The organism is Kitasatospora sp. NPDC088264, assembly GCF_040685715.1.
Classification (GTDB): Bacteria; Actinomycetota; Actinomycetes; order Streptomycetales; family Streptomycetaceae; genus Kitasatospora.
This window is the reverse complement of sequence record NZ_JBFBIR010000044.1, coordinates 1-15,212: the sequence shown is the minus strand read 5'-3', so window position 1 is coordinate 15,212 and position 15,212 is coordinate 1. Positions and strand designations below refer to the sequence as shown.

Here is a 15,212-nt window from a genome sequence, read left to right as displayed (position 1 = left end):
GGCGGCCTGTGCGCAGAACCGAACACCGGGCGGGCCGGAGCCGGCCGGGGCAGCCCGGAGCGGGGGCGTCACCGGGTGGCGAAGACCCAGCGGTTGGCGGCGAAGGCGTCGTGGGGTTCGGGCCGGGGGCCGCGGCCGTAGTGGCGGGTGAAGTCGAACGGGCTGTGGACGGTGGTGGACCAGCCGCGCTCGGTGAGATCGGCGGTGGTGTCGGGGCGGGGCCCGGCGTCGAACAGGGCGAGCAGGTCGACGCCGAGTCGCTCGCGAGCGGTCGTGTAGACGGGGTTCTCTCGGACCGCCGCGGACTCCGGTCCGAGCTTGGCCTCGTACGCCAAGGTGCTTCCTGCGGCGCCGAGTCGGTCGACGGCAGCCGCGAGCCGCTGTTCGGCGGCGGCGGGCAGGTAGGGCAGCAGGCCCTCGGCGAGCCAGGCGGTCGGCTCGGCGGGCTGGAAGCCGGCCGCGGTGAGGGCGTCGGCCCAGTCGCCGCGCAGGTCGGCGGCCACCGGTACGCGGCGCGCCGCCGGCCGGGCGTCGACCCGGTCGAGGACGCGCTGCTTGAACGCGAGGACCCCGGGCCGGTCGACCTCGAAGACGGCGAGGTCGGCGGGCCAGTCGAGCCGGAAGGCCCGGGTGTCCAGGCCGGCGCCGAGCAGGACCACCTGGCGGACGCCCAGGTGGGCGGACCACAGCAGCTGGTCGTCCAACGCCCTCGTCCGCAGGGCGAGGTAGCGGCCGAGCCGCCCCCAGAGCGGATCGGCCTCGCCGTCCGGGACGTCCCGGGGGTGCACCGGCCAGTGCGCGGAAGACCGGGCGGCGCGCACGAAGTGCTCGGCGTGGGCGTCCCGGGCGAGGGCGTCGGGGCGGTGGGTCTCGATCGCGCGGGCGGCGGCGACCATCAGGGCGGTCGGTCCGACGCCCTCGTCGACGCCGGCACGGGGGCGGGCGGCGGTGGCCATGATCCCTCCTGGTGTTCGGACTTCGGGAAGCCGCGGCCAGGTCCTGTCCGGCAGGATCGGCCGGACAGGACCTGGCCGGCGGACCGGTCGTGGGTGGTGGCGCGGGCGGCCGTGGGCCCGGTGCGCGAAGCGCGGGACGGCGCCGCCGGGCAGGTGCGGGGCGGCGGCGCCGTCGCTCAGCCGATCCGGGGCGGGCGCGCCCCGGGGAGATCAGGCGGCCGGTTGGCCCACCAGCAGGTCGCCGGGGATGCCGGCCTTGTCCGGGGCGTAGTAGTCGCGGATCCCGGCGGCCCAGACGGCCACCGTGATGCGGTCCTCGGGGGTGGGGCCGAAGGCGTCGAAGAGGGCGTGGATGTTGGCGTGCTCGAAGCCGATCGCGGTCATCAGCGCCACGAACAGCGGGCGCTCGATCAGACCGTCGCCGTCCGGGTCGCCGAGCGCGGCCAGGGCGTCGGCGAACTCGCCGGCGGCGGGGCCGAAGCGCTCAGGCGAGAGGACGAAGCCGCCGAACTCCTCGCGGCTGATCACGCCGTCGCCGTTGGTGTCCAACTCGCTGACCAGGGTGGTCCAGTAGCGCCGGAAGGCGGCGCGGATCGCGGCCTTCGCGGCCTCGTCCGAATCGGCGGCGGCCGCGACCACGCGGGCCGTCATCAGGTTGAAGTCGTCGACCTCGACGACGCCGTTGCGGTTGGCGTCGAACAGGGAGAAGACGAGGTCGATCCGCCGGGTGGCCTCGGTGGGCATGTGTCGCTACCTCTTTCCGTGGGTTCACGCGTGTCCGCGGGTCCACGCGTTCCGGTGGGACCGGATGGTGTGCGTCCGATCGGTCTCCCCACTATCGGCCACCCGGTCCGGGGCGGATGAGTCATGATCGAGTTCTTCACCTGATGGAGTGAACTATCAGCGTTCGAAAGCCAGTTGGCGCGCAAACGGCCCTGCTGGGGCCGCCGGGGCGGCCGGCCGCCAGTCGGCGGGGCCGGTGGGCGGGAGGTGCCGGGGCAGGCCGGGCGTCCAGCGCTTCGTCCCGTCGGGCAGGACGGCGAGGGCCTCGACGCCGGGCTGCCGGGCGGCCCAGACGAGCGCGCGGTCGGGGCCCATCGCGAAGGCGGCGGTGGCCCAGGCGTCGGTGCGGGCGATCCCGGTGCCGGGGGCGCCGACCAGGGTCAGCGAGGCCAGGCCGAGCGCCGGCCGGCCGGTGTGCGGATCGAGGATGTGCGCGCCGCGCTCGGCGGTGCCGGAGGTGGCCACCGCGAGGCCGTCGCCGCCCAGGACGGCGGCCAGCGCGCCCGGCCGCAGCGGGTGGGCGACCCCGATCCGCCACGGCCCGCCGGCGGTCTGCACGTCCCCGCCGCCGCTGACGCAGTACTGCCGGGCCCCGGCGGCGCGCAGCAGCCCGGCCGCCTCCTCGACCGCCCACCCCTTGACCCAGCCGCTCGGGTCGAGCCGGCCGTCGGGCCGCTCGGTGAAGAAGCCGTCGGTCTGCGCGGCGACCTCGCGGCAGGTGGCCAGGACGGCGCGGACCTGCGGATCGCAGTCGGCGAGGGCGAGTTCGCCCCGGTCGAGGCGGCTGATGTCGCTGTCCGGCCGGTAGGGCGAGAACACCGCGTCGATCCGGTGCAGCCGGTCGGCGATCCGGCGGAGCGCGGCGGGCGTGGCCGGGCCGGGATCGCGGACGGCGATCGAGAAGACGGTGCCCATGACGGGTTCGGCGTGGCGGAGCACCGTGCCTCACCGCCCGGCGCGGTCGAGCGCGCTCTGCAGGGAGCGGACGTAGCCGTCGCTGGTGAAGGTCGCGCCGCTGACCACGTCGATCCCGGCGCTCTGCGCGGCGATCGCCTCCTGGTTGAGCAGGGGCAGCGCGGAACTGTTGATCTCGCGGTCCCGGCGGTCCTCGGTGGGGTACTTGACGACGTCGACGGCGGTGATCCGGCTGCCGGCGAGGGTGACCTCGACCTGGACGGGGCCGTAGCGGGTGTTCACGGCGTCGCCGGTGACCTTCCGGGTGCCGCCGGTGCCGCCAGTGCCACCGGTGCCGCCAGTGCCACCGGCGGCCGGCGCGGTGGGGGAGCCCGACGGCCCGGCGGTGGCGTCGGAGGCCCCGGCGGCGGTACCGGACGAACCGGTGCCGGACGGGCCCGCGGTACCGGACGAGCCCGTGCCGCCGGAGCTGATCACCGGCGCGGGCCCGGTGGCCCCGTGCGGTTTGAGGGAGAGCAGCAGGACGACTCCGGCCGCGGTGGCGGCACTGGTGACGACGGCTCGGCGCATGGGCGGGGCTCCTCGGGGTGTGGCGGAGGTGGCGTGGTGGGACGGGCTCGGCAGGTCCGGCGGGCTCGGCGATCGGGCTCAGAAGTCGAAGGACTCCCGGTGGATGCGCCCCGCCCGCACCCCGGCGGCCCGCAGCGAACGGACGGCCTCCTCGGCCAGCGCGTCCGGCCCGCACAGGTAGACCTCGTGCTCGGCGAGGTCGGGGACGAGCCGGGCGAGCGCGCGGCCGAGGTCGCCGATCCGCGCCCGCGGGCCGACCAGTTCGTGCACCGCGGCGCCCCGCCGCCGGGCCACCTCCGCCAGCTCCGCCCGGAACAGCACGTCCTCCGGGCGTCCGGCCCGCTGGACCAGGGTCAGTTCGCCCGGCAGCGTCTCGAACAGCGCCCGCAGCGGGGTGATCCCCACCCCAGCCCCGAGCAGCAGCACCCGGCGCCGCCGTTGCAGCCGCCCCGTGAACGCCCCGTACGGGCCCTCGGCGCGCACCGGGGTGCCCGGGCGCAGCGCGGCCACCGCGGCGCTGTGCCCGCCGAGGTCCTTGACGGTGAAGCGCAGGAAGTCCGGGCGCGGCGGCGCGGACAGCGAGTACGGGTTGGCGGCCCACCGCAGGCCGGGCGTCTGAAACTGGAGGCGGAAGAACTGGCCCGGCTCGGCCCGGAGTTCGTCCAGCCGCCGACCGGTCAGGAACAGCGACACCACGCCCGGCCCCTCCCGGCGGACCTCCGCCACCCGCAGCCGGTGCCGGCGGTCGAGCCGCCAGGGCCGGGCCAGCCGGTACCAGCCCAGCAGGGCGGCGGTGCCGAGGTAGAGCGCGTACCAGGCGGCGCGGGCCGGGCCGTCGCCGAGGTCGGCGCCGGTGGCCAGCTGGTGGCCGAAGGCGAGCGCCACCGCGAGGTAGGTGGCCAGGTGCAGGTAGTACCAGGCCTCGTACGGGAGGCGGCGCCGGGCGGCCCGGGCGGAGACGGCGCCGGTGCCCAGCATCAGCAGGGTGCCCAGCGCGGCCTTGAGCATCTCGGGGTAGTGGAGGACGATCTCCACGCCCTCGCCGAACAGGCCGCGCCCGTCCGTCAGCGCGTACCCCCAGACGACCGACAGCACGTGCACCGTCACCACGGCGACCAGCCAGCGCCCGCCGAACGCGTGCCAGCGGGCCAGCCGGTCGGCGCCGACCCCGCGCTCCACCGGCGGCAGCCGGGCCATCAGCAGGAGCAGCACCGGCGCCGCGTACCCGGCGAGCAGGCCGGTGATCCGGCCCGCCCCGGTCAGCCAGCCGGCCGCGCCGGCGACCGCCGGGGTGTCGGACCACCACAGCGCGAGGACGCCGAGCGCCCCGGCGGCGATCAGGCCCAGCACCGCGTCCGGCCGGGCGGCGGCCGGGCGGCGCGGGGCCGCCCGGCGGGTGCGGGCGGCGGGTCTCGGCGGGGCGGCGGTGGCCATCGGGGATCCTCCTTCGGGCCCGGCGGGCGAGCACCGCCGGGGCGCACCACGATCGCACCGCAACCTCTGAGCCGGCTCTGAACCGGGGCCGTCGCCCCCGTCGCCTCCGGCGATGTCGCCGCAGGTCAGGGTGGGTGGATCGGGTTTCCCGGGCGACTGCCGGTCTCACGGCTTTCTCATCGCGGTGGGCCAGGATGAAGGCGGCCGACCGCCTGCACCCAGGGAGCACCATGGACGACACCGCCGAGCGGGGCGCCGACCGGCAGGACTGGCGGGTCCTCGTCGTCGACGACGAACCGGACCTGGTGGAGGTGGTCTGCGGCGCGGTCCGCTACGAGGGCTGGCAGGCACGGGGCGAGACCACCGGTCTGGCCGCCGTCCGGGCGGCGGCGCACTGGCGCCCGGACGCCGTGGTGCTCGACATGATGCTCCCCGACCTCGACGGCATGGAGGTGCTGCGCCGCATCCACGCCGAGCGGCCCGAGGTGCGGGTGCTCTTCCTCACCGCCCGGGACGCCGTCGAGGACCGGATCGCGGGCATCGCGGCGGGTGGCGACGACTACGTGACCAAGCCGTTCAGCCTGGCCGAGGTGGTGGTCCGGCTGCGTGGGCTGCTGCGCCGCGCCACCCCGCCGGGGGCCGCGGGGCAACCGCCCGCGCACGCCCTGGTGCTCGGCGACCTCGTCCTCGACGAGCGGGCCCGCGAGGTCACCCGCGCCGGTGAGGTGGTCGACCTCAGCCCGACCGAGTACGCGCTGCTCGCCCACCTGATGCACCACCCGCGGCAGGTGCTCAGCAAGGCGCAGATCCTGGACGCCGTCTGGTCGTACGACTTCGGCGGGCAGGCGCACGTCGTCGAGCTGTACATCAGCTATCTGCGCAAGAAGCTGGACGCGGGCCGGACGCCGATGATCCACACGGTGCGCGGCGCCGGCTACCTGATCAAGGCGGCCCCGTGACCGGCCGGCCCACGACGGGCGGCCCCGTGACCGGCGGCCCCGTGACGGGCGCCGCCAGGGCGCGCCGCCGGGCCGCCCGGCTGGTGCCGCGGACGCTGCGGGCCCGGCTGATCGCCGGCCTGCTGGTGCTGCTGGTGGTGACCTGCGCCGCGGTCGGCCTCGCCACCACGGCGGCGCTGCGCCACTTCCTGGTGGACCGCCTGGACCAGCAGCTCGCCGACGCCGGCGGGCGCTACGCCGCCAGCCTGGAGCACGCCGGCCAGGGCGGCGGCACCGACACCCGGGCGCAGACCCCCGGCACCCTGGGCGCCCGGCTGCTGGACGGCCGGGTCACCGCGGCGGGCGTGGTCGACGGGGACGCCGACGACGCCAACGGCCCCAGCGCCGACGACCGGCTGGTGTTCTCGCCGGCCGAGCAGCGGGCCCTGGCCGCCCTGCCGGTCGGCGGGCCGGCCCGCACCGTCGACCTGGGCCGCGCGCAGGGCCACTACCGGGTGCGCGCGGTGGCCGGCCGGGACGGCGACGTGCTGGTCAGTGGACTGCCGCTGCGCCCGGCCGAGGACACCGTGGACCGGCTGGCGACCCTGGAGCTGACCGTCTTCGCGATCGCCGTCGCCGGGGCGGGGGCGGCCGGGGCGGTCTGGGTCGGCTGGTCGCTGCGTCCGCTGCGGCGGGTGGTGGGCACGGCCGAGCGGGTCGCCGCGCTGCCGCTCGCCAGCGGCGCCGTCACGCTGGCCGAACGCGTCCCGGACGACGATCCGCGGACGGAGGTCGGCCGGGTCGGCGCGGCGCTCAACCGGATGCTCGGGCACGTGGGCGACGCGCTGGCCCGCCGGCACGCGGTGGAGGAGCGGCTGCGGGCGTTCGCGGCCGACGCCAGCCACGAGCTGCGCACCCCCGTGGCGGCGGTCCGCGGCCACGCCGAACTCGCGCTGCGCCACCCGGGCGCGGTGCCCGGGCCGGTCCGGCACTCGCTGGAGCGGATCGACGCCGAAGCGGTGCGGATGGGCGCGATCGTCGAGGACCTGCTGCTGCTCGCCCGGCTGGACGCCGGCCGGCCGCTGGCCGACGCCGAGGTCGACCTGACCCGGATCGCGCTGAACGCGGTGGCCGACGCCCGGGCGGCCGGGCCCGGGCACCGCTGGCGCCTGGCGCTGCCCGAGGAACCGGTGCTGGTGCGCGGGGACGCGGACCGGCTCAGCCAGGTGGTGGTCAACCTGCTGGCGAACGCCCGGACCCACACCCCGCCCGGCACCGAGGTCGAGCTGAGCCTGGAGCCGGCCGGGGCGGGGGTGCGGCTGGCCGTCGCCGACGACGGCCCGGGGATCGCGCCGGAGCTGGCGGGCCGGATGTTCGAGCGGTTCGTCCGGGGGGACCGCGCCCGCTCGCGCTCGACCGGGTCGACGGGGCTCGGCCTGTCGATCGTGCGGGCGGTGGTCCGGGCGCACGGCGGCACGGTGGACGCGGCGAGCTGGCCGGGGCGCACCGTGTTCACGGTCCGGCTGCCGCCCTGACCGGGGGCGGACCCCAGGGCGTGGGCGTGGTGGTGCGGAAGCGGTGGCGGTACTCGGTCGGGGTGGTGTCGAGCCGGCGGCGGAAGGCCCGGACCAGGGTGTCGGTGGTGCCGAACCCGCAGTCGGCGGCGACGCGGTCGAGCGTGGCATCGGTGGATTCGAGCTGGTGGCGGGCGAGTTCGACCCGGGCCGACTCGATGTAGGCGCTGGGCGTGGTGCCCAGTTCGGTCTTGAAGATCCGGGTCAACTGCCTTTCGCTGACGTGGGCGTGGGCGGCGAGATCGGGGACGGTGAGCCGGCCGGTGAGGTTGCGCAGGACGTGGTGGCGCAGCTCCTCGATTCGCCGGGTGGTGGAGACGGGTTCCAGCGGGACACTGAACTGGCTCTGGCCGCCGGGGCGTTTGAGGTACATCACGAGCTGGCGGGCGACCCTCAGCGCGAGCTCCTCGCCGAAGTCCTCGGCGACCAGGGCGAGGGAGAGGTCGAGGCAGGCGCTGATGCCCGCGCCGGTCCAGACGTCGCCCGCGCGGATGAAGATCGGGTCGGCGTCCACCTCGATCTCCGGGTACTCGGCGGCCAGTTGCGCGGCGGTCGACCAGTGGGTGGTGGCGCGTTTGCCGTCGAGGAGCCCGGCGGCGGCGAGCAGGTGCGCGCCGACGCAGACCGAGGCGATGCGGCGTGAGCGCCCGGCGAGGGTGCGCACCCAGTCGACCACGGCCGGGTCGGTGCGCGGGCGGACCCGGCGCGGGCCGTCCACCTCGACGGCGCCGGGCACCAGCAGGGTGTCGATGGCGCTCGCGGCGGCCTCGTCGAAGGTGAGGTCGGGCAGGATCCGCACGCCGGCGGCGGTGGTGACCGGGTCCGTGGTCGCGGCGGCGAGGACGACGCGGTAGCCGGTCGCGTCGCCGCTCTCCCGCCGGACGAGGGAGAACACCTCGGGCGGTCCGGTGACGTCGAGCAGGTCGACGCCCTCGAACAGGACGATGACGATCAGTCGTTGTACGGCGCCCACGGCCCCCACCTTGCTCTCTCGATGCTCTCTCGATGTCGGAATCTGCAGGTTAGACGGCATTGCCGACATCCGGTGGCCGGTCGTAGCGTTCCGGAGGCGGGCCGCCGCGGCCGTCGCAGCCGCCGCCCGCCCTTGCCCGTGTACCGAACCGAAGGTGGTCCCCCCATGCCCACGACGACCCTGCGCGCCCTGAACGGCCTCGACGAGACGCCCGCCACGCTCGCCGCGTCCACGCTGATCCTGATCGACTACCAGAACACCTACGTGCGCGGCGTGATGGAGCTGGAGGGCTGGCGGGAGGCGCTCGACGCGGGCGCGGCCCTGCTCGCCCGGGCGCGCGCGGCGGGCGCCACGGTCATCCACGTGATCAACGACGGCGGCGCGGGCACCCCGTACGACGTCCGTGCCGAGATCGGGCAGATCCACCCCGCCGTGGCGCCGGCCGAGGGCGAGGCCGTGGTCGTCAAGCAGGCCCCGGACGCCTTCGTCGGCACCGGCCTGGGCGCCCTGCTCGACGAGGCCGGCCACCAGGACGTGGTGGTCGCCGGCTTCATGACCCACATGTGCGTGGCCTTCACCACCGCGGGCGCCTTCCTGCGCGGCAACCGGCCGACCGTCGTCGCCGACGCCTGCGCGACCCGCCCGCTCGCCTCGGCGGGTACCCGGGTGAGCGCCGCCCAACTGCACCGCAGTGCCCTGGCGACCATCGGCGACCTGTACGGCGTGGTCGTGGAGTCCCAGGCCGCGCTGAGCTGAACCGTTCCCGCCGGGGCCCGGCCCGTCGGCCGGGCCCCGGCAGCGGCGGTGTCAGGCCAGTGGACGGCAGAGCAGCGCGTCCGGGACGCCGGCGTGCAGCCAGCGCCAGGTGAAGGCGACCCCCGCGACGTACTCGTTCGAGGCGCACTGCCCCTTGTAGGCCCCGGGCGCCCAGTCGCTGGCCGCCGAGTCGGCGCCGGTGGTGACCGGGGGCCGGTTGTCGCCGTGGTCGAACCAGAGCACCCGGTCGGTCGCGGCGGGCGGCGCGGCCGCGGCCGGGGCGCAGAGCAGGGCGGCCATCGCGTCGGCGCGGACGCTGTAGCCGACCGCGAACCGGCCGTCCGGGCACTGGAGTTTGTCGTAGCCGGGCGCCCAGTCGCCGCCGGTGACGTAGCGCTCGTCCGTGACGGTCGTCCAGGCGTCGGGCCCGGTGGCGGGCTGCCCGGCGTCGGTGCACAGGCCGCGGCCGTCACCGCGGCCGAGGCCGATCAGGCGCTGGCCGTCCGGGCAGTTCCCCTTGCGGTTGCCGCTGCTCCAGTCGGGCAGGGCCAGCATCCGCCGGGAGGCGTTCTGGTCGGCGTGGTCGAGGTCGAGCAGGTTCCAGCGGGCGGGGACCGGGACCGGGCCGGTGTGCCCGGGGGCGGCGACCAGTCGGTTCCAGTACGCGGCGCGCCAGTCGCCCGGGTCCTCGACGCTCAGCCGCCGGCCCGCCCGGTCGTAGTGGAGCAGTGCCCAGCTGTCCTGTGGTACACCGCCGTTGTGCCACCCGACCAGCGGCCAGACGGCGAAGTCGGTGTCGTGCTCGGCCAGGATCGCGGTGAAGCGGTCGAACCAGGCCTGCTCCTTGGCGTCGGTCGAGCCCCGCCCGCCCGCACCGAACTCGCTGATCCAGACCGGGGCGGTGAAGTGCTGCCCGGCGCGGGTGACGAAGAGCGCCTCCTCGTCGACCACCGCAGCGAGTTGACCGGGCGTCAGGTCCTGGTAGCGCGGATCGCCGGTGGCGCCCGGCCCGCTGCCCGCACCGGTGTTGGCCGAGCCGGTGTACCCGTAGAAGTGCGCCGAGTAGACCAGTTTGCCCGAGTCGATCAGGGTGTGGGAGAGCGTGGCCACCGGCTTGAGCATCGGACGGCCGTGCGGCAGGCCCGCCAGCGGGACGCCCTGCCAGTTGATGCCCTCCATGATGATCAGCAGGTCGGGGGCGGCCCGGAGGATCCGGTTGCCCGCCTCCTCGAAGGCGGCGTACGCGTCGTGGCCGTCGCCCAGGCCCCAGTTGGGGTCGTCCCAGGTGTCGCGGCGGACCTCGTTGCGCAGGTCGGCGCCGACCACGCGCTTGTTGGCCCGGTACCGGTTCACCATGAACAGCCAGTCCTGCTCCCAGGTCTCGGTGGACTGGCCGCTGTTCCACCGCTCGTTGCCGTCCAGGCCGCAGCAGAACCGGTACCCGGTGGTGTGGTTGTTGAGGATCACCGCGAACCCGTCGGCGGTGAGCGCCGCCACCACCGCGTCGTACACCTGGAGCGGGGTGCTGCCGCGCAGCCCGGGGTTGGCGGCGACGGCGGCGTCCGGGACGGCGGCGGTGTCCCGGATCATCGCGTCCGCGAACGGCAGTCGGACGCTGTTCAGCCCGAGGCTGTGGAAGCCCGCCATGATCTCGGACAGCGGCGCCCGGTCGAGGCCGAGCGGCAGGTTGTACGAGACCTGGCCGGCCTGGTTGTTCGCCGGATCGGTGGTCGAGCCGCTGCCCTGCCACGTGCCCTGCGCGCCGGACCAGTTGCCGGACTTCAGCTTGAACCGGTCGCCCGACGCGTCGACGACGTACCGCCCCCGGGTGCTGAGCGGCCCCGCCCAGGAGGCCGCCAACTGCGCGCCGCTGAGCGGCACCGGGGCGGCGGCCCTCGCGGGGGTGGTCGCCGCAGTGCCGGGCGCCGCAGTGGCCACCGGCACAACGAGCAACGCGGACAGCGCCGTTGCCGCGGACAGCACACGGCGCGCGAGTCTTCTCATGATGGTCCCCAGCGGTGAGGGCGGGTAGGTGTCCGTACACGGTCACCCGGGATCCTGGCACAGCCGCGCCCCGCCCGGCAGTCCTCCGGTCCACCTCGTCCGCCCTCTGGACGAATACCTCTCACTGAGAGCTAAAATCGGAGGTATGAGTGCGACACCGGAAACGCTCGCCCCCGCACCGGCCGCCGACCTCCTGGCGACCCCCGATCCCGACGTGGCCGACGAACTCTCCGCCCTGCTGGTCGGCATCCAGCGCCTGGTCCGCCGCCGGCTGCGGCAGGGACTCACCGAGCCGAGGCTCCGCGGAGCGCAGATCGAACTGCTCCGCCTGGTGATGGACACCCCCGGGCTGCGGGTGTCCGACGCGGCCGAGGAGCTGTGCCTCGCCGGCAACTCGGTCTCCACCCTGGTCAACCAGCTGGTCGCGCTGCGGCTGCTGCGCCGGGAGGTGGACCCGGCCGACCGCCGGGCCGCCCTGCTGTACGCCACCGACGAGGCCGTCGAACGCCTCGCGGTCTGGCGGGCCCGGCGCACCGCGCTGGTGGGGGAGGTGGTGGCCGGGCTGCCCGCCGACTCCCGGGCGGCCCTGGCCGCCGCGGTGCCCGCGCTGCGCGAGGTGGCGACGGGCCTGCGCACCCGGCCCGGTGAGCCGGGGGAGGAGGAGCGATGACGTTCCCGGAGGACGACGGTGACGCGGCGGTGGCCTGCCGCGGTCTGGAGTACACCTTCCACCACGGGCGCGGGAAGGGTGCCGGCACCAAGGCCGTCGACGGTGTCGACCTGACGGTGCGCACCGGCGAGGTGTTCGGCCTGCTCGGCCCCAACGGCGCGGGCAAGACCACCACGATCCGGGCGATCACCACCCTGCTGCCGGTCCGCGCCGGCATGGTGCGGGTCTTCGGCCACGACCCCGCCCGGCAGCGGATGGAGGTCCGCCGGCTGCTCGGCTACGTGCCGCAGCAGCTCTCCGCGGACGGCGGGCTGACCGGTCGGGAGAACGTCGCGCTGTTCGCCCGCGTCTTCGACGTGTCGCACGGCGAGCGCCGCGAGCGGGTCGCCCAGGCGCTGGCCGCCGTCGGCCTCGCCGAGGCGGCCGACCGGATGGCCGGCACCTACTCCGGCGGCATGGTCCGCCGGCTGGAGCTCGCCCAGGCCCTGGTCAGCGCCCCGCGCCTGCTGGTGATGGACGAGCCCACCATCGGCCTGGACCCGATCGCCCGCACCGGCGTCTGGGAGTGCGTCGAGGCGGTCCGGCAGGCCACCGGGATGACCGTGCTGGTCACCACCCACTACATGGACGAGGCCGACCGCTACTGCGACCGGATCGCCCTGATGGACCGCGGCCGGATCCGTGCGCTCGGCACCACCGAGGAGCTGAAGACCGTGGTCCGCGCGCAGGACCCGCAGCTCGCCGACCCCAGTCTGGACGACGTGTTCCGCCACTTCGCGGGCCGCGAGCTGGCCCCCGGCGAGGCTCCGGAAGGAGAGTTCAGCGATGTCCGCCGTACCCGCCGCACCGCCTCCCGCGTCGGCTGAGCCCCCGGGCCCCGCCACTGCCACTGCCGCTGCCACTGCCGCCGCGACCGCCGCCCGTCCCGACCTCGGCCTGCTGCTGGTCCCCCCGCGCGCCCGCACCGGCTGGCGGCTGGTGCCCGCCCGGACGCTGGCGATGTGCACCGTCGAACTGCAGAAGCTGCGCCACGACCGCACCGAGCTCTACACCCGGGCCGTGCAACCCGCGCTGTGGCTGCTGATCTTCGGGGAGACCTTCACCCGGCTCAAGGCCATCCCCACCGGCGGCATCCCCTACCTGGACTTCCTGGCCCCCGGGATCATCGCCCAGTCCGCCATGTTCATCGCGATCTTCTACGGCATCATGATCATCTGGGAGCGGGACTCCGGGGTGCTCACCAAACTGCTGGTCACCCCCACCCCGCGCGCCGCGCTGGTGACCGGCAAGGCCTTCGCCGCCGGGGTGAAGGCGGTGATCCAGGCCGTCGTCGTGGTGGTGATCGCCGCTCTGCTCGGAGTCGCGATGACCTGGAACCCGCTGCGGCTGCTCGGGGTCGTGGTCGCCGTGCTGCTCGGCTCGGCGTTCTTCTCCTGCCTCTCGATGACCATCGCCGGCATCGTGCTCACCCGTGACCGCCTGATGGGCATCGGCCAGGCGATCACGATGCCGCTCTTCTTCGGCTCCAACGCCCTCTACCCGGTGGACCTGATGCCGGGCTGGCTCCAGGTGGTCAGCCGGGCCAACCCGCTCAGCTACCAGGTCGACGCCCTGCGCGGCCTGCTGATCGGCACCCGCGCCCACCTCCCGCTCGACTTCGCCGTCCTGACCCTGGCCACCGTGCTCGGCATCACCGCGGCCTCCGCGCTCCTCGGCCGCCTGGCCCGCTGACCCCGCGCCGCTGCGCGCCCGCCGGTCCGCGCCGGGTCAGTCGCGCGGCTGGCGGGGCAGGGCGAGGGTGAGGGCCTCGGGGGAGGCGGGCGGGAGGGCGAGGGCGGAGGCGGTCTCGGCGGGGAGCGGGCGCAGGCCGAGCAGGGCGGTGGCCAGGCGGGTGGTGGCCCGGTGCCAGTCGGGGATGCGCTGGAGCATGGCGTGGCCGCTGCCGGTGACGGTGTAGCCGCAGACGCGGGCGCCGGCGGCCCGGCTGCGGGCGGCGAAGGCCCGGGTCTCGGCGGGCGGGGTGACCTTGTCGCGGTCGCCGTGCAGCAGGAGCACGTCCCGTCCGGCCAGTTGCTCGCACGGGTCCTCGGCCGGGCACCAGGGGGCGAGGGCGACCAGGCCGGTGACGGCCGGGTGGCCGCCGGCCCGCAGGGCCGCGCGCCCGCCCATCGAGTGCCCGATCAGGACGGTCGGCACCTCGCCCAGCTCCCGGGCCAGCTCGTCGAGGGCGGCGAGGGCGTCCAGCGCGGCATCGGCGCGCTGCCCGTTCCAGCCCCGGTGGCGGTAGCGGACGGTGCCGACGGCCACGTCGGCGCCGGCGGTGTCCTTGGCGAGGGAGCGCAGGAAGCCGCGCATCCGCAACAGCGGCAGGTTGACCGGACCGGGCCGGGAGAGGTTGTGCTCCTCGCCGCCGTGCAGCACCAGGACGGCGGCGCACGCCGCCTCGGGCCGCACCCGCCAGCGCAGTGCCGGGTGCCCGGCCGTGCTGCCGGTCGTCGTGCCGCCGTCCACCGTGTCGCTGCTCACACCCGCACCGTCCCGTCCCGTCCCGCCCCCGTCCCGTGCCCTTGAACATCACTTTACGCGGGGCGTCTACGGGCCCGTTTCACCCGGGGGGAGCAGCCCGGGGACCAGGCGCGCGCGGGCCGGGCGGGGTGCTGCTATCCACGAAGGGTGGGGGGTCGCACGCGCCGCTCGTGGCGCCGTGTCACCGAGTGGAGGACTCCGTGGCTCAGCAGCTCGCACTCTCCGTGGACTTCGGATCGGGTTTCACCGACGCCTGGTCCAAGATCGCGAAATTCATCCCGCAGTTCATCGCCTTCCTGGCGATCCTGGTCATCGGCTGGATCGTGGCGAAGGCGATCGCCAAGGTCCTGGACCGTGTGCTGCGCAAGGTCGGCTCGGAGCGGGTCGCCGAGCGGGCCGGGATGGCCCGCCACCTGAGCGGGTCGAACTACGACATGACCGGCATCATCTGCAAGATCGTCTACTACGCGATCCTGCTGATGGTGCTGCAACTGGCGTTCGGTGTCTTCGGCCCGAACCCGATCAGCGTGATGATCCACAGCATCGTCGCCTGGCTGCCCAGGGGCATCGTGGCGGTCGCGATCGTGGTGGTCGCGATGGCCATCGCCAACGGCGTCCGCGACATCGTGCGCAACGCGCTCGCCGGCGCCTCGTACGGCCGGACGGTCGCCACGATCGCCTGGGCGTTCATCGTCGCGCTGGGCGTGATCGCGGCGCTCGGCCAGGCCGGGATCGCCACCGCGATCACCGGACCGGTGCTGATCGCGGCGCTCGCCACGATCGCCGGTGTGCTGGTGGTGGGTGTCGGCGGCGGCCTGATCCTGCCGATGCGCCAGCGCTGGGAGCGCTGGCTGGACCACGCCGAGCAGGAGAGCGCCAAACTGCGCGGCAGCGCCTACCAGGCGGGCCGGGCGGACGTGCTGGCCAACCAGCCGGCCCGGCCGACCACCCAGGCCGCTCCGGGCACCACCCCGCCGCCGCCCGGCATCGACCCGGGCCGCCCGGGCGACCGGCCGAGCTAGGGCGTGTTTCATAATTCCCGCCGGGCGCGCGACGCCGGGCATCCCGCCTGGACGCACCGGCGAAACGTCCAAGTACGGCCCAGTACGAGGA

General features: G+C 75.6%; 15 protein-coding genes. 7 read left to right on the top strand and 8 right to left on the bottom strand.

All coding sequences use genetic code 11. The features are described 5' to 3' along the window. Positions 1 to 68: 68 nt before the first annotated feature. From AB0O82_RS27510 to AB0O82_RS27490, 5 genes are all read right to left on the bottom strand, one after another. The gene (locus AB0O82_RS27510) at positions 69 to 956 is read right to left on the bottom strand and encodes an SAM-dependent methyltransferase (protein ID WP_363586603.1); all 888 of its coding nucleotides are present in this window, start codon (positions 954 to 956) and stop codon (positions 69 to 71) included. 210 nt (positions 957 to 1,166) lie between these two features. Beyond that, a complete protein-coding gene (locus AB0O82_RS27505) occupies positions 1,167 to 1,700 on the bottom strand; it encodes an EF-hand domain-containing protein (protein ID WP_363586602.1) in 534 nt (177 codons plus the stop codon). 156 nt (positions 1,701 to 1,856) lie between these two features. After that, positions 1,857 to 2,654, bottom strand: coding sequence for an FAD:protein FMN transferase (locus AB0O82_RS27500; RefSeq protein ID WP_363586618.1), 798 nt, complete (start codon positions 2,652 to 2,654; stop codon positions 1,857 to 1,859). A 30-nt stretch (positions 2,655 to 2,684) separates the two neighbouring features. Continuing rightward, entirely contained in the window at positions 2,685 to 3,224 is a 540-nt protein-coding gene (locus AB0O82_RS27495) for an FMN-binding protein (protein ID WP_363586601.1), read from the bottom strand. Between the two features lie 78 nt (positions 3,225 to 3,302). Then, positions 3,303 to 4,658, bottom strand: coding sequence for a ferredoxin reductase family protein (locus AB0O82_RS27490; protein WP_363586600.1), 1,356 nt, complete (start codon positions 4,656 to 4,658; stop codon positions 3,303 to 3,305). A gap of 230 nt (positions 4,659 to 4,888) precedes the next feature. On the opposite strand from AB0O82_RS27490, the gene AB0O82_RS27485 reads away from it, so the two are divergent. After that, a complete protein-coding gene (locus tag AB0O82_RS27485) occupies positions 4,889 to 5,617 on the top strand; it encodes a response regulator transcription factor (protein WP_363586599.1) in 729 nt (242 codons plus the stop codon). A gap of 41 nt (positions 5,618 to 5,658) precedes the next feature. Then, a complete protein-coding gene (locus AB0O82_RS27480) occupies positions 5,659 to 7,131 on the top strand; it encodes a HAMP domain-containing sensor histidine kinase (protein ID WP_363586617.1) in 1,473 nt (490 codons plus the stop codon). Here AB0O82_RS27480 and AB0O82_RS27475 read toward each other — a convergent pair. Continuing rightward, a complete protein-coding gene (locus AB0O82_RS27475) occupies positions 7,109 to 8,143 on the bottom strand; it encodes a DJ-1/PfpI family protein (protein ID WP_363586598.1) in 1,035 nt (344 codons plus the stop codon). The genes AB0O82_RS27480 and AB0O82_RS27475 overlap by 23 nt on opposite strands. A 165-nt stretch (positions 8,144 to 8,308) precedes the next feature. Here AB0O82_RS27475 and AB0O82_RS27470 point away from each other — a divergent pair, with 165 nt between their 5' ends. Further along, positions 8,309 to 8,899 carry an isochorismatase family protein gene (locus tag AB0O82_RS27470; RefSeq protein ID WP_363586597.1) on the top strand — a complete coding sequence of 197 codons (591 nt, stop codon included), beginning with the start codon at positions 8,309 to 8,311 and terminating at the stop codon, positions 8,897 to 8,899. Between the two features lie 51 nt (positions 8,900 to 8,950). On the opposite strand, the gene AB0O82_RS27465 is transcribed toward AB0O82_RS27470, so the two are convergent. After that, positions 8,951 to 10,903, bottom strand: coding sequence for a cellulase family glycosylhydrolase (locus AB0O82_RS27465; RefSeq protein WP_363586596.1), 1,953 nt, complete (start codon positions 10,901 to 10,903; stop codon positions 8,951 to 8,953). 145 nt (positions 10,904 to 11,048) lie between these two features. Between AB0O82_RS27465 and AB0O82_RS27460 the strand changes: the two genes are divergently transcribed. Genes AB0O82_RS27460 through AB0O82_RS27450 form a run of 3 tightly spaced genes read left to right on the top strand, consistent with a single transcriptional unit; the run spans position 11,049 to position 13,304 of the window. After that, positions 11,049 to 11,573, top strand: a complete 525-nt coding sequence (locus tag AB0O82_RS27460) for a MarR family transcriptional regulator (protein WP_363586595.1) — start codon at positions 11,049 to 11,051, stop codon at positions 11,571 to 11,573. Next, positions 11,570 to 12,439, top strand: a complete 870-nt coding sequence (locus tag AB0O82_RS27455) for an ATP-binding cassette domain-containing protein (RefSeq protein ID WP_363586594.1) — start codon at positions 11,570 to 11,572, stop codon at positions 12,437 to 12,439. Before AB0O82_RS27460 ends, AB0O82_RS27455 begins: the two co-directional genes overlap by 4 nt. Beyond that, the gene (locus tag AB0O82_RS27450) at positions 12,399 to 13,304 is read left to right on the top strand and encodes an ABC transporter permease (protein ID WP_363586593.1); all 906 of its coding nucleotides are present in this window, start codon (positions 12,399 to 12,401) and stop codon (positions 13,302 to 13,304) included. Before AB0O82_RS27455 ends, AB0O82_RS27450 begins: the two co-directional genes overlap by 41 nt. A gap of 36 nt (positions 13,305 to 13,340) precedes the next feature. Here the strand turns inward: AB0O82_RS27450 and AB0O82_RS27445 are convergent, their stop codons facing one another. After that, the gene (locus AB0O82_RS27445) at positions 13,341 to 14,099 is read right to left on the bottom strand and encodes an alpha/beta fold hydrolase (protein ID WP_363586592.1); all 759 of its coding nucleotides are present in this window, start codon (positions 14,097 to 14,099) and stop codon (positions 13,341 to 13,343) included. Positions 14,100 to 14,299: 200 nt separating this feature from the next. Between AB0O82_RS27445 and AB0O82_RS27440 the strand changes: the two genes are divergently transcribed. Further along, entirely contained in the window at positions 14,300 to 15,121 is an 822-nt protein-coding gene (locus AB0O82_RS27440) for a hypothetical protein (RefSeq protein WP_363586591.1), read from the top strand. Positions 15,122 to 15,212: the final 91 nt, after the last annotated feature.